We start from the raw sequence: 19,445 nt of genomic DNA, 5'->3' as shown, positions 1-19,445 counted from the left end.
CATGAGCACGCCGGACCGCCCGCAGCCCGTCACCGTGTCGATCCACCGCGTCGTCAGCCCCGACCGCGTGCCCGCCGTCACCGTGTGGGTCCAGGAAGGAGTCAACCTCGCCAACCGGTGGGACGGGTTCCTCGGCTCGGGCTGGCTGCGCGGGGCCGAAGGATCACGCGACTGGTACATGCTGTACCGCTTCGCCGACGCCGAACGGCTCGCCGCCTGGGAGGCGTCCGGCGAACGCGCGGCCTGGCTCGCCCGCGGCGCCGGACTCGTCGAGGAACGGCGCGTCGAACGACGCACCGGCATCGAGGGCTGGTTCGACGCACCCTCACGCCAGGACGAGAACGCCGGCCCGCCGCTGCTGCCTCCGCCACCGCGATGGAAGCAGGCCGTCGTGATCTGGCTCGGGTTCTTCCCCGTCAACCTCATGTTCACCTGGCTGCTCGGGTCGGCCGTCCCGGCGTCGGGCGGCTGGCCGCTGCCCGTGCGCGTGCTCGTCTCGACGCTGGTGCTGACCCCGATCATGTCGTTCTGGGTGCTGCCGTGGGTCACGGCACGCCTGACCGGGTGGCTGCACCGCACCTAGGGCGCGGGGAGAGCATGAGTGCCCCGGCAGGGGCTCGAACCCTGGACCCGCGGATTCGGGGACAGTCGATATCGTCGCATACCCGTTGGGTTCCCGGCGCTGCTCCGGGCCAGGTCAGGCGGTGTTTTGGCGCTCTGTCGGAAACCGTCGTCAACCGTCGTTCGCCGTTGAATCCGCTGGGTAAGCGTTGGGTCGTGGACATGGAGCGGGCGTTTCATTGCTTCACACGGGCCGCAGGACGGGCAGCAAGATCGCTCTGGTAGGGGCGATCTAGGGTCGTCTGCCTCGCGCGCGCGACCCCCCTTCGGCAACCTCGGAGAGAGACGGACCACTGCCGGCGGACCCGGCCGACGAGGCGAGGTCTGGCGATCCGAACCCCCTCGGGCGACAGCGAGGCCCGGCCGCGCGTTGGTTCGCTGCGGCCGGGCCTGGTGGCGCTGGTCAGGTCTTGGCTGTCGGCGGCGGAGCGCTTACCGACGGTGCTGTCCGACCATCCGTTCCCGGTCCCTCGGGCAGATCATGCCTGGTCCGCTCAGGCGTGAGGGCAGGCGTGGTTGACGCCGGTTCGGGGTCAGCTCTCGGCGAGCGAGAGTTTGACGATGCCGTGCGGTCGCATGACGTCGAGGTTGAACCGTCCCTCGACGCGGGCGACGACCTGGTTCCGCGTGAAGGTGTCGCCAGGGTTTCCCCACTCGGCCCGCACCCCATGGTTGTCGGTGGACAGCGTCAAGGACTCGGCTCCCACGACGTACCCAACGCCCTCGGCCAGGCCAGGGACGACGACGACGCGGGTGCCCCACGCGGTCTGGTTCGTGCTGTCGATGGGGCCGCCGACGTCGAACGTGCCCGAGGCGTTGCGGGTGGTCTGGATGGCGAGCCAGTCCGCAGCGGACAGCGCGACGAACGAGGGTGCGATACCGAGGTTCGCGAGCTTCGACAGGCCGTACTGCACCGTCACGAGAGGATCGCGCACGAACGCCTGGGTCTGCACGCCCGAGGTGTTCGCCAGCCCGGTGAAGTGTTCGCCGGTGCCGTCGCCGGTCAGCACCTCAGCCTCAAGGGCTGACTGGATCTCCTCGGCGAGTTCGGAACCAACCCAGGTGCGCAGGTTCTGGGCGTCCTCCAGGAGGTACTTGTCCTGAGGTTCAGAGAGCACGGCGAGCACGCGCAACCGGGAGTCGACGCGCTCGACCCCGAGCTTCTTGGTCGGCTTCACGTCGCCGGGAGCGACCACGCTCGCAGCGCCGGCACTCGGCACGACGGTCTGCTTCAGGACCGAGTAGACCGGCGCCTGCCGCACCTCGACGGGCAGGACGTCGACCAGGCGGGGCGGGGTCTCCAGGCTTGCCGCCCCGGGGATGGGCGTCGTGTTCACCAGCGGGATCGGGATGACGGTCTCTCCGGCGGGCACCAGGCCTTTGATCCCCGGACTGACCCTGCCGGAGTAGCCCGCCATGCCTGCCGTCAGGTCGTCTGCGAGGCGCTTGAGCGACAGGTGCGCGCCGGACTTCTCGCCCGGTGGGCGGTCGTCGTTGGCGAAGTACGCCAGCAGCTCTGCTCCCTTCCGGTATCGCTCCTGCTGCTCGGCACTGACCTCGTGCTCGTCGAACGCCTTCACGTCCGCGACGGTCTGCTCGATCGTGGCGGTCTCGGTCTCTGTCAGGTCGCGGTTCGCGGCCTTGGCGCCGTCGACGATCCGTTGTGCTGTCTTCAGCGCGGCGTCTCGTCCGGCCTTGGTGTTGATCTTCACGGTGGTTCTCCTTGCGAATGGCACGCGCTGGCGTGGCGCCGGAAGGGGGCGCGTCGCCGCGTGCCTGCGGGTGAGGGTTGTCGCGGACGTAGCGACGGACGGGGTGACCCAGTGCACCAACACCGTTGGTGGCGCACGGTATGACCGCTGGCCGTTCGTTCCTGCGATTCGGGACCAGGCGGACCCGGCTCCTGTCGTTGCGCGATCCTCGATCCGGCTCCTCGAACTTGGCCCGTCGGGCTCCTCGTTCTTGGCCGGGAACTTGTCGCTCACCGCTGCCTGCATTCTACCGGACAAGACCGACAAGACGCCTGTCACGGGCGCTCTCTCCACGTGCGGGCGTCCCACTGACCCGCAGCGGCCGGCGTCGCCCAAACGGCTTCGGTCTCTCCGGTAATGTCCCGGCGAGTCGTCAGGCGCTCCGTGCGCGTCTCGTCCGGGTCGTTGAGCTCTCCGGTGTCGTCCGGTTGGGTTCGCAGCCGCCACCAACCCCAGGTGTTCACAGGCCGCGCTCCTGCATCGCTTCGACGTACTCGGCCAGGTACTCCAGATCGTCGCGCGCGGAGATACGCACCATCTGGCACAGCCGGACGATCAGCCCGTGGTGCTCGACGCAGTCGGTCCCGTTCACCAGGGCGGCGAACCCCTCCCTGTCAGACCCGGCTGCTCGCACCAGCGCAAGAGCGTCGTCGAGCAGGCCGTCGCGGCTCACGAGAGATCCTGCCGGGCGTTGCGGGCGGCGTCGGCGAGCCCGGCGCGCAGGTCGTGTTGGAGGGGTCCGCGGCCGTGGTCGTGCAGGGCGTCGGTCACGTCGAGGACGGGGTCGAGGACGTGGCGGGCGAGCATGCGCAGCGCGGCGGCGGCGACGTACCCGAAGGCGTCGGTCCCGGCCTCGGTCAGGTGCCGGGCGGCGACGTCGTCGAGGGCGTCGGGGTCGTGGCATGCCTCGGCCATGTCGTAGGCGAGCCGGATGGCCTGGCTCTGGACGGTGTCGACGTCGACGAACGCGATCGGGAGTCCGGCGGTGTCGGTCACGAGCAGTTGTTCGGGCAGGTTCTCGGTGGTCATCTCGGGGTCTCCGTTTCGGTGTTGCGTCGTGGGTTGTGTCAGAAGCGTCAGATGCGTCAGAAGTGCTGTGTTTTCAACGGTTTGAGGTCTGACGGTTCGCTGACGGTTTGACGGGTCGTGTCGGAAGCGTCAGGGAAGCGTCAGGCCGTTTTCCCTAGGGTTGCTGGGGTTCTGACACGTCTGACGGTTCTGACGGAAGGTCGGGTGCGGTGGGGGCGACGGGGTCGGAGAGGTAGCGGTCGAAGGCGTCGTCGAAGCGCACGCGCTTGTATCCGCGCTTGGTGCCGGACGGGTCGCGGACAGGTTCGATCGCGTAGGGCTTGAGCATCGCGGCGAGGCGTCGGCCGGTGAGCCCGTCCTCGGCCCAGCGGGAGTCGGGGATCGCCTTGAGCGCGGCGAGCAGCGTCTCGGTGGGCACGAAGTCTGCTCGCAGCAGGGCGTGGAACAGGTCGCGGCAGTCGACCAGCAGCTCGTGTCCGTCGGAGTGGTCGGAGTCGGCCTTGGCGGCCTCGTGGGACAGCGCGACGGCGGCTTGGCGTGCCAGGGTGGGCCAGCCTCCGCCCGCGAGGTCGGCGACGGCGAGCAGGGGTTCCCACAGGTCGGCGGCGCGGTCCTCGAGCGGGGTGTCGGGGTGCGCGTCGCGCAGCTTGTCGGCGTGCTCGCCGACCCATGCGGCCAGGTCGTCGCGCAGCGCGTGCAGGTCGGGCATGTCTCGGGACTGGCGGAACGGGTGCACGGTCTCGGACGGCTTGCGGCGGCGCAGGCGGATGTTCACGGCGCGGTCGGTGATCGTGTCGGGCAGGCGTCCGATCGCGGCCATGACCACGGGGGCGAAGGTGTGGAACTCGGTGGGGTGTGGTTCGGGCCGACGGTGCGCAGGACGGGGGTGCCGCGCTGGAACCCGGCGTTGATCAGCCCGCGCAGGTCTTCGTTCTGCTCGGCCTTGATCTTGGTGCCGAAGATCGTGTCGGCCTCGTCGAACAGGACGGTGCGCGGGGTGTCCAGGGACCGGAACAGGGCGGCGACCGTGGCGTTGGCGGCGAACAGCGGGGCGTGGCACAGGTTCCCGACGACCTCCATCGTGCGGGTCTTGCCCGAGCGTTTCTCGGCGCTGGTCAGCAGCAGGCGCGGCGCGTAGTCGAAGACGCCGGCGGCGTGGGTGTACGCCGCGTACAGCGCGAGCGCGACGTAAGCGTGCGCGGACGGCTGCACGGTGTACCGGGCGATGACGTCGAACACGCGCTCAAGCAGGGCGTCGCCGTCGAGCCTCACGGGTGCGGGGACCGCGGGAACCCGGGCCGGGGTGAGGGTCGCGAACCCGGGCACGCTCGGGCGCTTGCTCTGGCTCAAGATGCCAGCTCCTTCCTCCGCCGGGCGGAGTCGATCGTGCGGTGGGCCTCGCGCTCGGTCAGCCCGGCCGACAGGGCCGCCGCGGCGAGGTCGTCGAAGACCTGTTCCGGGGCGTCCTCGTCGACCGCGCGGCACGCGGCCCAGAACAGTGCTGCGTTACGCCCGCCGACACTGGCCGACCCGACCGCCCGCACCAGCCCGGCGAAGCGGTCCGCCGACCCCGGCCGTGACGGCCGTGGTCGAGGCCGGGGCGCCGGGCGTAGGGCGGCCAGCGCGCGCGCCGGCAGCGCCACGGGCAGGGCGTCGTTCCACACGTACGGGCGCCCGGTGGCCGGGTGCAGGGACGGCGGCACGATGCAGTACCCGGACACCTTGAGGTCGATCCCGGCGGGCAGGCGGGCAGAGACCACCTGCCCGACCGGGCGCAGGAAGTACAGGTGCTGCCCGCCGTCGCCACGGCCCGAGGTGACCGTGAGCGTGTGGGGCAGCGGGCCGAGCACGTCCTCCAGCTCGGTGCGCGACCCGCCGTTGCGCGGGTCGACGTCGAGCACGAGCAGCGTCTCGGGCACCGGGGCGCCGATCATCGCGTGCGGCCAGCGCTCCCACCACGCCCGGATCACGCCAGGGTCGCGGGACGCCTCGTGGAACCCGTGGCGTAGGTACGGGGCCTTGGCCGTGCTCCCGGCCTCGCGGCACGGGAGCACGGCCCAGCCCTGGGCTGCCAGGTCGAGAGCGGAGTTCAGCACGGGGCTTCCGTCACGTCGGTCTGGGAGACCGTGACCGTGGCGCCGTCGTCGAGACGGACGATCAAGGTCACGTACCGCCACAGGACAACGCCCTGACGCCCATCGGCGTCGAGCTGCACGCGGTCGCCGTCGAGGATCACGACGCACCGCCGTCGAGCACGTTCACGAGGGCAGTCAGGTCAGCGATGTACCCGCGCAGGTCGGCGGCGAGTTCTGCCGGGGTAGATGCCACGAAGTCGTCCGACGAGTTCAGGCCGTCGAACGCGAGCGTGGTCATCTCGCGCGCCCCGTTCGGTTCGAGGAACTCCATCGCGCCAACCGTCGCGTCGCCGCGCCGCGCCGCGTGCTCCACGGCGATGTCGCCGTGCGACGTCGTGGCGTCGAACCCCCCGTGCGTGCGGTCGCACCACGGCGGGCACAGCGGCGCGGGAAGCGGGTCCAGCGCGATGAGCTGCAAGGCCTGGTCACCGTCGGCGACGAACGCCAGGTGGTCGCCGCTGTCCATCGTGACGCTGACGACCGTGCGCTTCGGCAGGGACAGCGCGCCGTCGTCATCGAACCGGGCAGGGTGGACCTCAATGCCGCGCACCGTGCCGATCCGGCCGACGCTGTAGGGCGACGTCGAGACGACGCGGTCGCCCACGGCGAAGGTCAGCGCGCTCATGCCGCACCGCCCTCGGCCCGCAGGTTCGAGCGGTACTGGCCGTGCTCGTCGAGGTAGACCTCGTGCCGGCCACCGTGGGAGACGCCGCCGCCGACGAGCGGGGCGACGTCCTGGCGCACCATGACGATGGTCGCCGCGCAGCCGCGGTGGTGGGCGCGGTCCTCGGCCCGCTGGGCGGCACCGAGGTTCCGGTACGGCCGCGTGGTCACGTGTCCGTCGGGCGTCTTGACGATCAGGTGCGCCACCAGGCGGCCACGGATGATGCCGTAGACCTCGGCGCTCGTGAGCGTCGGGCGCTCGATCGGCTCCGGGCGCCAGTTGGCGACCTTGAGCGCGTCCTCGACGGCGGCCTCGTAGTCGAGCAGGTCGCGCAGCTCGCGGGCGATCGGGTCGTGTGGGTGGTGCTTGCTATCCTGGGACAAGGCTCTCAACTCCTACTCAGTTGGGTCCGTGCACCCCGTCCGACCGCAGATCGGCGCGGGGTGCGCTTGTGTCTGGGGTCAGGCCGCCGGTTCGGTCTGCTCGGCGATGAAGTCAGCGACGGCCTGCTCGGTGAAGCGCAGGTGCTTGCCGATCCGCGTTGCTCGGGGGTGGGCTTCCCCTCGGTGCGCCGCTTGTAGAGCGTGTTCACGCTCGGGAAGACACCAAGTCGCACCAGGTCGGCCGGTGTCAGTAGGGCCGGGAGCGTCGACTCCGCCACGGTTGCCTCCATTGATCGTGTCAGGTCAGTGCGTGGCTCGCACTGACTTGTGGAAGTCACACTACCCACAACGATGACCTCGGGGCAACTGACACGCTAGATTGACCTGCATGAGTCAGGAGAGCTGGGGTCCGAAGTGGACCGCGACAGTCGGTGCGCAGGTTCGGATGCTCCGCGAGCCAGCGGGTTTCGGGTCGGTGCAGAAGCTCGCAGACAGGTGTGCGGTGCTGGGGTTTCCCATCCCTCGCAGCACGATCGCGAACATGGAGAACGGGCAACGCCCAAACGTCACGGTGCAGGAAGTGGCGGTCCTCGCGGCCGCCCTCGGCGTGCCGCCCGTGCGCCTGCTCTACCCGATCCGTGAGGGAGCGACGGCCATCGAGGTTCTGCCGACGATCGAACAACTCCCTTTCGATGCCCTTGAATGGTTCGTCGGCCTGAACGGCCTGACCGAGGAGCTACCGAGCAACACAGACGACCTCGACCTCGTACGGGAGGAAGGACGGCTCGCACGCGACGTGGTCGGCTGGATGGCGCAGCGCGCCCAGGCCGTCGACACCGTCGAGCGCGCAGCGGCTGGGCTTCCGTCCTCCGGTCCCGCGGCCACCCAGGATGACGTCGATCGGCTTCGGGCCCGTGTCGCCGCGGCCCGCGATGCCCTCCGCGAGCACCGAGAGAAGATGCGCGCGCGCGGAGTAGTCCCGGCAGGGGACGTTGATGCCTAGACCCCCGCTTGAGGTCGGCACCTGGGGCCGGATCAAGCGCACGGAGATCGAGGCTGGCCGCCACGTCGCGAGGGTCAGGTTCCGTGACATCGACGGCCGCACGCGACAGGTCGAGGCGTGGGGGAAGTCCGGCGCGGCGGCGGAGCGCACGCTCGTGAAGGCATTGAAGGACCGGGCGAAGGCGGCCGGGGACACCATCACCTCGGCCACGCGCGTGGAGAAGCTGGCTGACTTCTGGCTGCGCACCAAGGTGGACGGCAGCGGCCTCGCGGTGAACACGAGGTACCGCTACCGCTGGGTGACCGAGAAGGCGATCGTGCCCGGGTTGGGCGGGCTGCTGCTGCGGGAGTGCACGACGGCCCGCCTGGACGCCTGGGTGAAGCGTTACGCGGCCGACGGCGGCCAGGGGAACGCGCGCCTGGCCCGTACCTGCCTGCAAGGGATGTTCTCGGTCGCCGTCCGTGAGGGAGCGCTCGACGTGAACCCGATGCGCGAGGTCGAGACGGTCGCGGCGGCGGAGTCCACGGAGGTGCGAGCACTCTCGGTGCGTGAGGTCGTCGAACTGCGAACATGCCTACGCGAGGACGCCTCGGCCGTCTCCGTGCACCTGCCCGAGCTGGTCGACGTGATGCTCGCCACCGGGTGCCGGATCGGTGAAGCGCTGGCGCTGCGCTGGGCGGAGGTCGACCTCGTGGCCGGCGTCGTGCACCTGACCGGCACCGTGGTGCGCGACCCGAAGGAAGGGCTGTTCCGGCAGGACACCACCAAGGGGAAGAAGACCACTGCATTGTGGGTGCCCGTGTGGTGCGTCGAGGTGCTCGAGAAGCACCTCGTCACGGTGCCTGCCGGGCCGCTGGGGCTGGTGTTCCCCTCGGCCGCTGACGGACTCCGGGAGGTCTCCACTGTCGAGAAGCAGTGGCGGGCGTTCCGGGCGCGCAACCCACAGTGGTCGTGGGTCACGCCCAAGACGTTCAGGAAGACCGTGGGCACGGAGGTGGCGCGCAAGGCTGGTCTGGCCGCCGCCGGGGAGCAGCTCACGCACTCGAACACCGCCGTCACGGCGAAGCACTACGTGGCCCGTCCCGAGGCTGCTACGGACCACTCCAGGCTGCTGGAAGCGTTCGGTGCCTGACGGAAAGCGTTGGGTTTCCGCTGGGTCGTGGACGTGGAGCGGAAAGACTAAGGCCCGGAATCGCGGAGATTCCGGGCCTACTGGTGCCCCGGCAGGGGCTCGAACCCTGGACCCGCGGATTAAAAGTCCGCTGCTCTGACCAACTGAGCTACCGAGGCGTGGACGAGCCTACGGCACACGGCCGGATCCGCGGCGTCGTGGGCGTTCGGCGGTGCGGATCCTCGCGCGCGCCGCCCGCCGCGCGCCGCCCCGCGAGCGCCTACCCTCGTTCCATGCCCATCCCCCGTACGTCGCCGGTCTCCGTGAACGCATCGGCACCGACCTGCTGTGGCTGCCCGGTGTGACCGTGGTCGTGCGTGACGACGCCGGGCTGCTCCTGCTGGCGCGCCGCGCCGACTCCGGGCTGTGGGCTCTGATCAGCGGCATCGTCGACCCGGGCGAGGAGCCGGCCGTCGCAGCGGTGCGTGAGGTCGCCGAGGAGACGGGCGTCGACGTCGTCGTCGACGCGCTCGCCGCGGTGTCGACGACGCCCGAGACGGTCTACGCCAACGGCGACCGGTCGGTCTACCTGGACCTGCTGTTCCGGGCCCGGCCCGTCTCGCCCGAGTCCGCCGCGGCGGCACGCGTGGGCGACGACGAGAACCTCGCCGTCGGCTGGTTCGCGCCCGGCTCGCTGCCCGACGACCTCCAGCCGTCGACGCGCGCTCGGCTCGCCCTGCTGGACGCGTTCGAGGCGGGCAGCGGCGCCGCCGTCTTCAGCGCGTGAGCCACATCGTGGACACGGGTTTGGTCCCGACCGTGCCCGCGGGTACGTTACGACCCGTGAACAACCGCTGGTATTGGCGCTTTACGCCGGCTCCGTGTGGAGCGTGGCGGGTTCGCGCCTGACCAACGACCTTCCACCGGAGCCAGCACAGGCCTTCGACGTCCGACGTCGAGGGCCTTCGTCGTGAGACGAGGCGCTCCGGTCGCCGCTCGGGCACCACCCGGGCCAGCGGGAGAGCCGACCGGTCACGACCTCATCGCAGGCGTCCCGCTCGACCCGGAACCCAGGAGCCATCCCATGACCGTGAGCAACACCGCCACCAGCGATAGCCTTGCCGACGCCGCGGGCGTGACCGACCGCCCGGCATACGAACGGAAGGCTGAGCTGTTGGCCGAGACCTCCGACCTTCGCATCCGCGCACTCGACGCGCTGCCCGCGCCGCGCGCCGTGCGCGTCACACAGCCGCTCGGCACCGAGCGCAGCGACCTCGTGACGACGTCGCGCCGCGAGGTGCGCGACGTCCTGCGCGGCGAGGACGACCGGCTGCTGGTCATCGTCGGGCCGTGCTCGGTCCACGACCCCGCCGCCGCACTCGACTACGCGTCCCGCCTGGCCCCCCTGGCCCACGAGCTGGCCGACGACCTCGTCGTCGTCATGCGTGTCTACTTCGAGAAGCCGCGCACCACCGTCGGGTGGAAGGGCCTCATCAACGACCCCCACCTCGACGGCTCGCACGACGTGCGCGAAGGCCTGCGCCTGGCCCGCGAGGTGCTGCTGGGCGTGCTCGACGCCGGCGTGCCCGCCGCCACCGAGTTCCTCGAACCCACCAGCCCGCAGTACATCGCCGACGCCGTGACCTGGGGTGCCATCGGTGCCCGCAACGCCGAGTCGCAGGTCCACCGCCAGCTCGCGTCCGGGCTGTCGATGCCCGTCGGGTTCAAGAACGCCACCGACGGCGACGTCCAGATCGCCGTCGACGGCTGCATCACCGCGGCGAGCGAGCACACCTTCTTCGGCGCCGACTCCGAGGGCCGCGCCGCCGCCGTCGAGACCGCAGGGAACCCCGACTGCCACGTCATCCTGCGCGGCGGTCGCGGCGGACCCAACTACTCGCGCGAGGACGTCGCGGCGGCGCTCGCGGTCGCCTCCCGCTCGGGCCTCGGGGGTGCCGTCGAGGCCGGCGTCGTCGTCGACGCGTCGCACGGCAACTCGGGCAAGGACCACGTGCGGCAGGCCGCCGTCGTGCGCGAGATCGCGGCCCGGCTCGCCGAGGGCGAGCGCGGGATCACCGGCCTGATGATGGAGAGCTTCCTGGTCGCGGGCGCCCAGAACCCCGGGCCGCTGGACACGCTGGTGTACGGGCAGTCCGTCACCGACAAGTGCATCGACTGGCCCACGACGGAGGGCCTGCTGCGCGAGCTGGCCGCCGCGGCGCGTGCGCGGCGCGAGGCCTAGCCCGGCTGCGTGAACGATTCCAGGGCGGTGCGCGCAGGTGGGGTCGCCGAGCGGATCAGCGACTCCACCTCGGGCATGCGGTCCCAGACGTTCACGCCCATGCCGGCCTGCACGCGGCCTGCGCGCAGCCAGAACGCGAACCCCTCGCCGTCCTCGGGCGCACCGCTCACCACCACCTCGTCGTAGCCGCCCGGGCCGTCGACGAACCCCGTGTACTCCATCCCCAGGTCGTACTGGTCGGAGTAGAAGTACGGCAGGACGTCGTAGGCGTCCGTCGCGCCCAGCATCGCGCGCGCCGCGTGCGGCCCGGAGTCGTTCGCGCGCGCCCAGTGCTCGACGCGCAGCGCACGCCCGTACGTCGCCGACGGGATCGACGCGACGTCCCCGGCCGCCCACACGTCAGGGTGCGCGGTGCGCAACGTCCCGTCGACGACGACGCCGCCGCCCTCCGCGGCCGGTCGCAGCGTCAGGCCGGCGCCCGCCGCGAGGCCCACGTTGGGGGACGCGCCGACGCCCACGACCACCACCGACGCGGCGACGTGCGTGCCGTCGGCCAGGTCGACACCCGTCACCCGGCCCTCGGCGCCCGTGAAGCCGACGACCGACGCGCGCCGGAGCAGGCGTACCCCGTGCCGGGTGTGGAGCTGGGCGTACACCTCACCCATCTCCGGGCCGAGCACCCGGCCCAGCGGGTGCGTGCCCCGGCCGATGACCGTCACGTCGAGCCCGAGCTGCCGCGCCGACGCGGCGACCTCCAGCCCGATCCACCCGTCACCGACGACGGCGACCTCGCCGCCGCCGTCGCGCGCGGCCAGGAGCGCACCCGAGAGCCGGTCGGCGTCGTCGAGCGTGCGCAGCAGGTGGACGCCGCGCAGGTCGTGGCCGGGAACGGGGAGCGGGCGCGGGGTCGAGCCCGTGGCGAGCAGCAGGCGCCCGAACGGCAGCACGGCGCCGTCGGCGAGCGTGAGCCGGTGACCGTCCAGAGTGAGCCCGACGGCGGTCGCGTACGTGCGCACCTCGACGTCGTGGGTGCGGTACCAGTCCTCGCCGAGCGGGAAGAGCGACTCGCGCTCGGCGTCGGCGCGCAGGTAGTCCTTGGACAGCGGCGGGCGCTCGTAGGGGCGGTGCGGTTCGCTCGTCACGACGACGAGGTCGCCGTCGTAACCCTCCTCCCGGAGCGTCGAGACTGCCCGCGCGGCGGCGAGCCCTCCACCGACGACGACGATCGGGTCTTTCGGCACGGGAACCTCCGGCAGCGCGGGGACACGGGACCTCGCCCACGATCCTGCCGGGTTCCGGGGCAGAGCGCGAGGCCCTGCCTGCGGCGGCGCACGGCGTCCCCGGCGTCGGGGCGTGCGCGGCGGGGCCGGCTTCCGGCGCCGGAACTCGGGCCGGATGTGCGGGCGGACCCGGCCGCGGCCGGGCGAAGTGCCAGAAATCGGCACCATCGACGCCAAAACGACGCCAAGGTACTGATCGGTTTCTACCGTATGAAACGCGACATGACGGCTGTATGCCACAAACAGCGCGTGCTCGTCGCTCTTCACAGGTGTGGGACGGGGTGCGCCCGAGCGCTCGCGGTCCGCGGGAAGGCCCCGCCAAGTCCTGTGCGTGCGGCCCCCTCATGGCGAGGTGTCCGCACCCGCTGCGCACCGCGTGCAGCACACGTGCGAGAGGAACCACGTCATGAACAACAAGACCAAAGGCTGGATCGCCGCCGCGCTCGGGGGCGTCCTGCTCCTCAGCACCGGGGGCACGTTCGCGGTCTGGAAGGCCACCGACACGATCCAGGGGGCTCGCATCACGGCGGGCACCATCTCGCTGGCCGTCGACGGGTTCGAGTGGAGGTTCTCGAGCGACACGCTCGAGGCGCCCGAGCCCATCGCCGCCTCCGGCGCTCCCGCATCATTCACGCTGCCCGAAGGCGCGACGGCCGTCGGCACGGCAACGATCTCTGCGGGTGTCGTCGGGCTCACCGCAGACCTTGAGGTCGGTGCCGTGACGGTGAACGGTGACGTCGATCCCGCCAGCCTGACCGTCGAGGCGTCGTGGGCATGGGACGGCGCGCAGTCCGAGTCCGGCACACGCGCCGAGGGCGACGCCGAATACACGGAGACCGTCGAACACGACGGGACCGGCACCCTCACCGTGACAGTGACGAGGAACGTCGGCGAGCCGACGGCTGCCGTCCTCGACGACATCACGGTCACCCTCACGCAGAGGGCGTAGGCCCGAACGGGCGAGCGCGTCGTGGGCCACCCCGGTCCCCCGGAACCGGGGTGGCCCACGACGCCGGGCACCGCACAGGACACGATGTGAACCGGCTCAAGGACCCGGCGCGAGCCGCAGGCGTCGCCGTCGCCGCCCTGGCGGTGATCCTGCTGGCATGCGTTCCCGCCGCCACCACGGCCTCCTGGCGCGCCGCCGCGACGATCCACGGCGCAACGATCGGCGTCGGCGACTGGCCGGCCAAGACCACCGTCGCCATCGTCCCGAGCACTCACGAGTGCGACGGCGGCTGGTGCACCATCGACTTCACCGTCACCGCGCACGGCCCGTGGAGCGTCGCATGGATCCAGCTCGCCTGGACCCCGCAGGACGCACCGGAGAGCCACTGGACGGTCACGGGAATCTCGGGGCAACCGGACGTCTCGGGGCACGGCCTCCACCTCTTCTACGACACGTCCCGGATCACCGACTTCACAGTCACCCTGCGGGTCAGAGCGTCGCTGCTCGCGACGGTCACGCTCGCGGCCGACGCCTACGAGTTCGTCGACTTCTTCACTCGCGGCCGACACCTCGCCAGCGCGTCGCACGAGACCACCCTCGTCGACACACCCCGCAGCGCCACGACGCCCGGCGCTCACGAACCCACCGGGCAGGGTGCCCCGTGAGCGGCGCCCGAAGAGCGCGCTCGATCACGACGGCCCTGCTCACAGTGCTGCTGCTCGGCCTCACCGTCCTGGTCGCGCTGGTCAGCGGGATCCCCCGGGTGCTCGGTGCCGTCCCGCTCACCGTGCTCTCCGGGTCGATGGAACCCGCGCTCGCGCCAGGCGACCTCGTCGTCGTCCGGCCGACTCCCGCCGACCGGCTCCAGATCGGCGACGTCGTCACGTTCCAGCCGGTCTCCGCGGACCCGACGCTCGTCACGCACCGCGTCACGGGGCTCACGCTCGGGCGCGACGGCGTGCACGGCCTCACCACCCAGGGCGACGCCAACAGTGCGCCCGACGAGCCGATCGTCGCCGACCAGGTCATGGGGAAGGTCCTGTACTCGGTGCCCTGGGTGGGGCGCCTGACAGGAGCGGAATGGGCGCCGCATGCCACGACGGTCGCAGGCATCGCGCTGCTCGGCTATGGCCTTCGGACCGTCGTGCTCGCGCACCGTTCCGGACGCAGGCCCAGGGCGCACGGTGGGGTAGAACCGTAGGCGCGCGCAGCGCGCGCGACCGGAGCGAACTCCAACGACTCCAGACAGGTTGACAACGCGCGAAGTCCGCCAGAGCGCGCCAGAGTCGATCGCCGTACAGGTCGGCCGGTCGCGGCAGCGCCACCCGGAGGCCGCCCGCGGCCCCGGGGATGAGCCGAGACGACGGATCACGAGATCAGGAAGTCGGCCGCCTTCTCTCCGATGACCGCTGCGGGCGCGTTGGTGTTGCCGGTCGTCACGGTGGGCATGATGGAGGCGTCTGCGACCACGAGCCCGTCGAGCCCCCGCACGCGCAGGGTCGGGTCGACGACGGCCCGCTCGTCGGTTCCCATGCGGCAGGTGCCCACCTGGTGGTGGTAGGTGATGACGCGCTGGCGGACGTACGCGACGAGGTCCTCGTCGCTCAGCCCGGCCGACGGGTAGTGCGGCCGGGCCTTCCAGTCCTCGGCCAGCGCGGGCTGGGCGGCGACCTCGAGGCACTGTTTCACCGAGGCGAGCAGCGCGGCGACGTCACGCTCGTCGGAGAGCACCTGCGGGTCGATGAGCAGCCCGTCCGCGGGGTCGGCGGAGGCGAGGCGCACGGTGCCGCGCGACTTGGTGGCGACCACGCCTGCCGCGAGCGTGAAGCCCCACGGGATCGGCTCCATGTCGGGCTCGAGCATCGGCACGGAGAAGGTGATCGGTTGCGTGTCCGGCACGTCGAGGTCGGGGGAGGAGCGCCAGAACCAGTGCGTCTGTGTCACGCTGCGCTGCGGGGCCGGGGGCTCGACCTCGCGCCCGGTCGAGAAGATCACCGGCACGAGCCAGTGGTCGTGCAGGTTCTCGCCCACGGGCAGGTCGGCCACGACGTCGATGCCGACGTCGGTCAGGTGCTCGGCGGGCCCGACGCCGGACCGCAGCAGGATCTCGGCGCTGCCCTCTGCCCCGGCCGAGAGCACCACCGTGCCCGCGGTGAGCACCTGGCCGTCGGCCAGCTCGACGCCCGTGGCGCGAGCGCCGTCGAACAGCACACGGTGGACGAGGGCGCCGGTGAGCAGGGTGAGCCGTCCCTCGGCGACGGCGGGTGCGGCGTAGGCGTCCCACGTCGTGATGCGCTCGCCGCCGGCCACGGTGACCTGCTGGACGGCGATGCCGTCGAGCGGGCCCACGTTGTAGTCGGCGTTCACCGGCAGGCCCGCCTGTCCGGCGGCCTTGAGGATCGACTGCTGCACCGGGTGCAGCGGCTCGTTGGGGGCCACCGGCAGCGGGCCGTCGGTGCCGCGGGCCGGGTCGGCGTCGCCGTGCCAGTCCTCGATGCGCCGGTACACAGGTTCGACGTCGGCCCAGGACCAGCCGGTGCACCCCTCTGCGGCCCAGCCGTCGAAGTCCTGCGGGGCGCACCGCACCCAGATCGCCGCGTTGAGGGAGTGCGAGCCGCCCAGCACCTTGCCGCGCGGAAGGTGGAGGCGGCGCCCGGCGGCGTGCTGCTGCGGCACCGTGAAGTAGTCCCAGTCCTTCTCGGTGTGCCACAGCTGGAGCAGGCGGCTGACGTCCTGGACCGCGTCGTCGCGGTTGGTCCCGCCGGCCTCGAGAATCGCGACGGTGCGTCCGGCATCCGCCAGGCGGCGTCCCACGATGCTTCCTGCCGTCCCTGCTCCCACCACGAGAACGTCGTACTCGGTCATCGCCGTCTCCTCTCGATAGGTCATGCCGTCAGTCGGTACGCGGCGGTGAGCCGTTCGGGGTGTGCCCGCAGCTCGGACGCCGGGGCCTCGAGCGTCACGAGCCCCTGGGCGAGCACGGTCACGCGGGTGGCCAGCTCGAGCGCGACCTGGGTGAACTGTTCGATGAGCAGCACGCCGACGCCGCTCTCGGCCACCTGCCGCAGCGCGGGCACCAGCCGGGCGACGACGAGGGGAGCGAGGCCGAGCGACATCTCGTCGATCACCAGGAATCGCGGCCGCGCGGCGAGGGCCGTGGCGAGGGCGAGCATCTGCTGCTGCCCTCCGGACAGGGACCCGGCCGGCCTGTCGGCCAGGGTCTCGAGCTCGGGGAAGAGCGCGAGCACCTCCTCCACCGCCCCGCTGCGGGCCGGTGAGGGCAGGAGCAGCGCGGCGATGCGCAGGTTGTCGGCCACCGAGATGTCCCCGAACACCCGGTGCCCTTCCTGCATGGTGGCCACCCCGGCACGCCGCACGCGATTGGGGGCCAGGCCGCGGATCGGGGTGCCGTCCACGGTCACCGACCCTGCAGTGTCCCGTTCGAGGCCTGCGACGCCGAGGACGGTCGAGGACTTGCCCGCGCCGTTCGCCCCGAGCAGTGCGGTCACCTCGCCCTCGTTGACCGTCAGGTCGATCCCGTGGACGACGTCGCGTCCGCCGCGGCGGACGCGCAGCCCGTGGAGCTCCAGGGTGGTCACGCGGACACCTCCTCGTCGATGCCCAGGTACGCCTTGCGCACCGGGGGCGAGGCGAGCACCTCGAGGGTGGGTCCCGCAGCGATGCGCTTGCCGAAGTCGAGCACGACGACGTTGGCGCACGCGGCGCGCACCAGGTCCATGTCGTGGTCGACGAGCAGCACCAGCGCGCCCACCTGCGCGGGGATCTGGGTGATGAGTCCGAGCAGCTGGTCCGACTCGCCCGGGTCGAGCCCGGCGGCGGGCTCGTCCAGCAGCACCAGGCGCGGCGAGCCGACCACGCAGGTGGCGAGGTCCACAAGCCGGCGCTCGAACTGGGTCAGCTCGGAGCCGTGGCGGTGCACCCGCGTCAGCCCTACGTAGTCCAGGGCGCGGTCGACGTCGGTGGCCCCGGCCCCGGAGTGCTCGGCGGCGAGCAGCACGTTCTCGCGGGCGGTGAGGGTGCGCACCACCTGAACCTGCTGGAACGAGCGACGCAGCCCCCAGCGGGCGCGGCGGTGCGGGGCGACCGCGAGCAGGTCGTCGCCGTCGAGGTCCACGGTGCCCGCCGCGGGCAGGGCAAACCCCGACAGCACGTTGAACGTGGTGGTCTTGCCCGCACCGTTGGGGCCGATGATCCCGCAGACGCCGGACTCGAAGGTCATGGAGACGTCGTCGAGCGGGGTGACGCCGCCGTAGCGCACCGTGATCCCGGACAGCGTGAGGGTCATGCGGTCACCTCCGTGCCGCTCGAGTCGGGGGCGGCGGGGTCCCGCGACGTCGGCGCCGACGTCGGGCCGGCGGGCGGGGCGTCGTCGGCTCGCGGCCGCCGTGGCCGGGACAGCCGGCGCCAGAGCCCGCCGAGCTGGCCGGCGATCCCGGCCTGCGCCGTGGTGATGGCCTGCACCAGCCCCAGGCCGAGCACGACGAAGACGAGGTTGCCGTTGAGGCCCGCGGCGTTGAGCAGCTGAGGCACGGCGTAGAAGAACAGGCCACCGATCACCGCGCCGAACAGCGAGAACGTGCCGCCGATGAGCACCGTGGCGAACAGCAGCACCGACTGCTGGGCCTTGAACGAGGCGGGGTCGAGGATGCCCGACGTCGCCGCGAGCAGGGCGCCCGCGATGCCGGTGACGAAGCTGGTCACGGCCAGGGCGAAGAGGCGGTGCGCGACGGTGTTGATGCCGAGCGACACGGCGCCCGCCTCGCCCTGCCGGATCGCCGCCCAGGTGCGGCCGGGCCGCACCATGAGCAGCCAGCGCAGCACGGCGAAGACGATGACGACGACCACGCCGACGTACCGGAAGAACGCGGCGTCGGACTCGCCGAGGCCGGGCCGCGGCATGATCACTGCGAGCGTGCCGCCCGAGACGCGGCCGAGGTAGCCGTCGCCGCCGTTGGGGAAGCCGGCGTAGGTGACCAGCACCTCGAGCGCCCCGGCCACCATGAGCGTCGCGATCGCCAGGCTGAGGCCGGACAGGCGCAGCGCGGGCAGGCCCACGAGCGTGCCGATGACCGCGGTGACCAGTGCCGCGAGGAGCATGACCACCTCGAACGGCAGGTGGGTGGCGTGGTAGATCCGCAGGTTCACCCAGCCGCCCACGGCGACCAGGCCCACCTGCATGATCGAGACGAGCCCGAGGCGCCCGTACAGCACGCCGACCCCGGCCGCAGCGAGGGAGTAGATGGCACTGACGGTGAGCGTGCGCAGCGAGAGCCCGCTGCCGATGCCGGGGACGGCAGGCAGGACGGCTACCACGACGAGGCCGACGACGAGCCCGACGAGGGCGCCGCGCACGTCGGGCCGCTTGAGGGTCAGGGTGGTCATGCGCGCACCACCGCCACGGTGACGGGGCGGCGCCTGGTGGCGGCCAGGATCACGAGCGTCGCGACGACGAACGGCACGGCCGTGCTGAACGCGCTGACCGACGGATAGGCGGAGACCAGCGACTGCCCCAGCCCGATGGCGAGGCCGCCGGCGAGGGTCAGCCACAGCGAGGTGAACCGACCGATGACCACGGCGGCAAGCTCCGGGATGATGAGGAAGGTGAGGAAGGCGGGCTCCAGGCGGGTCTGATCGGCCAGGAGGACGCCGGAGACTCCGGCGATGGCGCCGGAGATCGCCCAGGCCAGGTTCTCCACCAGGCGCACGTTGGTGCCCACGACGGCGGCGAGCTCACGGTCGCTGGCCAGGGCTCGCATCGAGGTGCCGACCGAGGTCCAGCGCAGCGCGCTGAGCGTGCCGACCACGACGAGCAGCGCCAGCACCAGGCAGATGATCTGCGTGAGGTTGACCCGGGCGCCGGCGATCCCGAACGAGATCCGGCTGGTGTCCAGCCGCAGCGTGCGCGCCTTGTCGTTCCAGGTGAACAGCATCACGCCCAGCAGGGCGAGGGCCAGGCCGAGGGTCGCGATCGCCTTGCGCAGCGGGTCGATCCGGGCGAGGAACGGCCCGGCGACCAGCCCGAACAGCAGGGCGACCGCAGCCCCCGCCGCGACGCCGACGGCGATCGCGACCGGGGGCTGCATCCGCAGCCCGATGGTCTGCCACGCCAGCATCGCCGCCAGGGCGCCGAGGGCACCGTGGGCGAAGTTCAGTACGCCCGTGGTGCGGTAGAGCACCAGGACCCCGACGCCGGACAGCGCGTACACCGACCCGATGACGAGCCCGGCGACGACGAAGGGAAGCAGGTTCATCGGGC

Annotated in this window: 23 protein-coding genes and 1 tRNA gene; 8 read left to right on the top strand and 16 right to left on the bottom strand. The window is 71.9% G+C overall.

Translation table 11 applies throughout. The annotated features are described in order from the left end of the window. Position 1: 1 nt before the first annotated feature. Complete coding sequence (locus ET495_RS11295) at positions 2-583, top strand: putative antibiotic biosynthesis monooxygenase (protein ID WP_129204895.1); 582 nt, start codon at positions 2-4, stop codon at positions 581-583. Between the two features lie 571 nt (positions 584-1,154). Here the strand turns inward: ET495_RS11295 and ET495_RS11290 are convergent. The 9 genes from ET495_RS11290 to ET495_RS11255 all read right to left on the bottom strand — a co-directional run bounded on the left by ET495_RS11290 (position 1,155) and on the right by ET495_RS11255 (position 6,583). Continuing rightward, positions 1,155-2,333, bottom strand: coding sequence for a phage major capsid protein (locus tag ET495_RS11290; RefSeq protein ID WP_162616451.1), 1,179 nt, complete (start codon positions 2,331-2,333; stop codon positions 1,155-1,157). A gap of 499 nt (positions 2,334-2,832) precedes the next feature. Continuing rightward, positions 2,833-3,045: a hypothetical protein gene (locus ET495_RS11285; protein WP_129204893.1), complete on the bottom strand. Its 213-nt coding sequence runs from the start codon at positions 3,043-3,045 to the stop codon at positions 2,833-2,835. Further along, positions 3,042-3,401 carry a hypothetical protein gene (locus ET495_RS11280; RefSeq protein WP_129204892.1) on the bottom strand — a complete coding sequence of 120 codons (360 nt, stop codon included), beginning with the start codon at positions 3,399-3,401 and terminating at the stop codon, positions 3,042-3,044. The genes ET495_RS11285 and ET495_RS11280 overlap by 4 nt, the downstream gene beginning before the upstream one ends. 154 nt (positions 3,402-3,555) lie before the next feature. Further along, a complete protein-coding gene (locus ET495_RS11275) occupies positions 3,556-4,221 on the bottom strand; it encodes a DUF3631 domain-containing protein (protein ID WP_245993450.1) in 666 nt (221 codons plus the stop codon). Beyond that, on the bottom strand, positions 4,173-4,751 hold the full coding sequence (locus ET495_RS11270; RefSeq protein WP_129204890.1) for a hypothetical protein: 579 nt from the start codon (positions 4,749-4,751) through the stop codon (positions 4,173-4,175). The genes ET495_RS11275 and ET495_RS11270 overlap by 49 nt, the downstream gene beginning before the upstream one ends. Next, on the bottom strand, positions 4,748-5,497 hold the full coding sequence (locus tag ET495_RS11265; RefSeq protein ID WP_162616450.1) for a bifunctional DNA primase/polymerase: 750 nt from the start codon (positions 5,495-5,497) through the stop codon (positions 4,748-4,750). The genes ET495_RS11270 and ET495_RS11265 overlap by 4 nt, the downstream gene beginning before the upstream one ends. After that, positions 5,491-5,637 (bottom strand): hypothetical protein, encoded by a 147-nt coding sequence (locus tag ET495_RS17705; RefSeq protein WP_162616449.1) that lies wholly within the window; start codon positions 5,635-5,637, stop codon positions 5,491-5,493. The genes ET495_RS11265 and ET495_RS17705 overlap by 7 nt, the downstream gene beginning before the upstream one ends. After that, positions 5,634-6,161 (bottom strand): hypothetical protein, encoded by a 528-nt coding sequence (locus ET495_RS11260; protein WP_129204888.1) that lies wholly within the window; start codon positions 6,159-6,161, stop codon positions 5,634-5,636. Before ET495_RS11260 ends, ET495_RS17705 begins: the two co-directional genes overlap by 4 nt. Beyond that, on the bottom strand, positions 6,158-6,583 hold the full coding sequence (locus tag ET495_RS11255) for a hypothetical protein (protein WP_129204887.1): 426 nt from the start codon (positions 6,581-6,583) through the stop codon (positions 6,158-6,160). Before ET495_RS11255 ends, ET495_RS11260 begins: the two co-directional genes overlap by 4 nt. A gap of 388 nt (positions 6,584-6,971) precedes the next feature. On the opposite strand from ET495_RS11255, the gene ET495_RS11250 reads away from it, so the two are divergent. Both ET495_RS11250 and ET495_RS11245 read left to right on the top strand, forming a co-directional pair. Next, positions 6,972-7,586, top strand: a complete 615-nt coding sequence (locus tag ET495_RS11250; protein WP_129204886.1) for a helix-turn-helix domain-containing protein — start codon at positions 6,972-6,974, stop codon at positions 7,584-7,586. Continuing rightward, positions 7,579-8,718, top strand: coding sequence for a site-specific integrase (locus ET495_RS11245; RefSeq protein ID WP_129204885.1), 1,140 nt, complete (start codon positions 7,579-7,581; stop codon positions 8,716-8,718). Before ET495_RS11250 ends, ET495_RS11245 begins: the two co-directional genes overlap by 8 nt. A gap of 81 nt (positions 8,719-8,799) precedes the next feature. Here ET495_RS11245 and ET495_RS11240 read toward each other — a convergent pair. Next, a tRNA-Lys gene (locus ET495_RS11240) sits at positions 8,800-8,876 on the bottom strand. A 53-nt stretch (positions 8,877-8,929) separates the two neighbouring features. On the opposite strand from ET495_RS11240, the gene ET495_RS11235 reads away from it, so the two are divergent. Then, positions 8,930-9,484, top strand: coding sequence for an NUDIX hydrolase (locus tag ET495_RS11235; RefSeq protein WP_245993036.1), 555 nt, complete (start codon positions 8,930-8,932; stop codon positions 9,482-9,484). 297 nt (positions 9,485-9,781) lie between these two features. Next, positions 9,782-10,939 carry a 3-deoxy-7-phosphoheptulonate synthase gene (locus ET495_RS11230; RefSeq protein ID WP_129204884.1) on the top strand — a complete coding sequence of 386 codons (1,158 nt, stop codon included), beginning with the start codon at positions 9,782-9,784 and terminating at the stop codon, positions 10,937-10,939. Here ET495_RS11230 and ET495_RS11225 read toward each other — a convergent pair. Beyond that, positions 10,936-12,180, bottom strand: a complete 1,245-nt coding sequence (locus ET495_RS11225) for an NAD(P)/FAD-dependent oxidoreductase (RefSeq protein ID WP_129204883.1) — start codon at positions 12,178-12,180, stop codon at positions 10,936-10,938. The genes ET495_RS11230 and ET495_RS11225 overlap by 4 nt on opposite strands. A gap of 445 nt (positions 12,181-12,625) precedes the next feature. Here ET495_RS11225 and ET495_RS11220 point away from each other — a divergent pair, with 445 nt between their 5' ends. From ET495_RS11220 to ET495_RS17695, 3 genes are all read left to right on the top strand, one after another. Beyond that, on the top strand, positions 12,626-13,168 hold the full coding sequence (locus ET495_RS11220; RefSeq protein ID WP_129204882.1) for a SipW-dependent-type signal peptide-containing protein: 543 nt from the start codon (positions 12,626-12,628) through the stop codon (positions 13,166-13,168). Between the two features lie 86 nt (positions 13,169-13,254). After that, positions 13,255-13,833: a hypothetical protein gene (locus ET495_RS17700; RefSeq protein WP_162616448.1), complete on the top strand. Its 579-nt coding sequence runs from the start codon at positions 13,255-13,257 to the stop codon at positions 13,831-13,833. After that, positions 13,830-14,369 (top strand): signal peptidase I, encoded by a 540-nt coding sequence (locus ET495_RS17695; protein ID WP_162616447.1) that lies wholly within the window; start codon positions 13,830-13,832, stop codon positions 14,367-14,369. The genes ET495_RS17700 and ET495_RS17695 overlap by 4 nt, the downstream gene beginning before the upstream one ends. A 167-nt stretch (positions 14,370-14,536) precedes the next feature. Here the strand turns inward: ET495_RS17695 and ET495_RS11210 are convergent, their stop codons facing one another. The 5 genes from ET495_RS11210 to ET495_RS11190 are packed head-to-tail and all read right to left on the bottom strand — an operon-like array spanning position 14,537 to position 19,440. Beyond that, entirely contained in the window at positions 14,537-16,057 is a 1,521-nt protein-coding gene (locus ET495_RS11210) for a GMC family oxidoreductase (RefSeq protein WP_245993035.1), read from the bottom strand. Further along, positions 16,054-16,767, bottom strand: a complete 714-nt coding sequence (locus ET495_RS11205) for an ABC transporter ATP-binding protein (protein ID WP_129204880.1) — start codon at positions 16,765-16,767, stop codon at positions 16,054-16,056. The genes ET495_RS11210 and ET495_RS11205 overlap by 4 nt, the downstream gene beginning before the upstream one ends. Beyond that, positions 16,764-17,474 carry an ABC transporter ATP-binding protein gene (locus ET495_RS11200; protein WP_129204879.1) on the bottom strand — a complete coding sequence of 237 codons (711 nt, stop codon included), beginning with the start codon at positions 17,472-17,474 and terminating at the stop codon, positions 16,764-16,766. The genes ET495_RS11205 and ET495_RS11200 overlap by 4 nt, the downstream gene beginning before the upstream one ends. Further along, entirely contained in the window at positions 17,471-18,571 is a 1,101-nt protein-coding gene (locus ET495_RS11195) for a branched-chain amino acid ABC transporter permease (protein WP_129204878.1), read from the bottom strand. The genes ET495_RS11200 and ET495_RS11195 overlap by 4 nt, the downstream gene beginning before the upstream one ends. Continuing rightward, a complete protein-coding gene (locus ET495_RS11190; RefSeq protein WP_129204877.1) occupies positions 18,568-19,440 on the bottom strand; it encodes a branched-chain amino acid ABC transporter permease in 873 nt (290 codons plus the stop codon). Before ET495_RS11190 ends, ET495_RS11195 begins: the two co-directional genes overlap by 4 nt. Between the last annotated feature and the right edge of the window lie 5 nt (positions 19,441-19,445).

Source organism: Xylanimonas allomyrinae (genome assembly GCF_004135345.1).
Lineage (GTDB): Bacteria > Actinomycetota > Actinomycetes > Actinomycetales > Cellulomonadaceae > Xylanimonas > Xylanimonas allomyrinae.
The sequence above is the reverse complement of the archived record's forward strand: the minus strand, read 5'-3'. Positions and strand labels throughout refer to the sequence as shown.